The organism is Leisingera sp. ANG-Vp, from assembly GCF_000813725.1.
GTDB lineage: Bacteria > Pseudomonadota > Alphaproteobacteria > Rhodobacterales > Rhodobacteraceae > Leisingera.
In genome coordinates, this window is the sequence record NZ_JWLD01000135.1 from 1 (window position 1) to 534 (window position 534).

Below are 534 nucleotides of genomic sequence, written 5' to 3' on the forward strand. Positions count from 1 at the left end.
GGGTTCACCGCCGATCCAGACCGGATCCTGGCCGAAATGGCCTATGGCCGGGCGCATCACCGGGCGATCCACTTCATCAACCGCTCGCCGGGCACCACGGTGAACAACCTCCTCAGCATCCTGGGGGTGACCAAGCAATCGCTGAACCGGGTGCTGCGCACCTTGATCGGCGACGGGCTGGTGGTCAGCAAGGTCGGCGAGCTGGACAAGCGTGAGCGCCACCTCTACCTGACCGAGCAGGGCGCGGCGCTGGAAGCCACCCTGTCGGACGCCCAGCGCGCCCGGATGCGCGCCGCGTATAAAGACGCCGGCCCTGAAGCGGTGCAGGGTTTCAAGAAGGTGCTGGAAGCGATGATGGACGCGGACATGCGCCGCGCCTATGCCAAGCTGCGGGATTGAGCCATATGAGCATGAACGACGCCCATCTGCTGATCGTGGATGATGACGAGCGGATCCGCGGCCTGCTGAAGAAATTCCTGATGCGCTCAGGCTTTCTGGTCACAGCCGCACGCGATGCCGCCCATGCCCGCCGGG

At 65.4% G+C, this 534-nt stretch carries 1 protein-coding gene and 1 pseudogene; both read left to right on the plus strand.

The window, feature by feature from the left end:
• A partial coding sequence (locus tag RA20_RS24410; protein WP_039135567.1) for a MarR family winged helix-turn-helix transcriptional regulator occupies positions 1–399 on the plus strand: 399 nt, incomplete at its 5' end.
• Positions 400–404: 5 nt separating this feature from the next.
• Positions 405–534, plus strand: a pseudogene (locus RA20_RS26280) (two-component system response regulator); the annotation flags it as partial.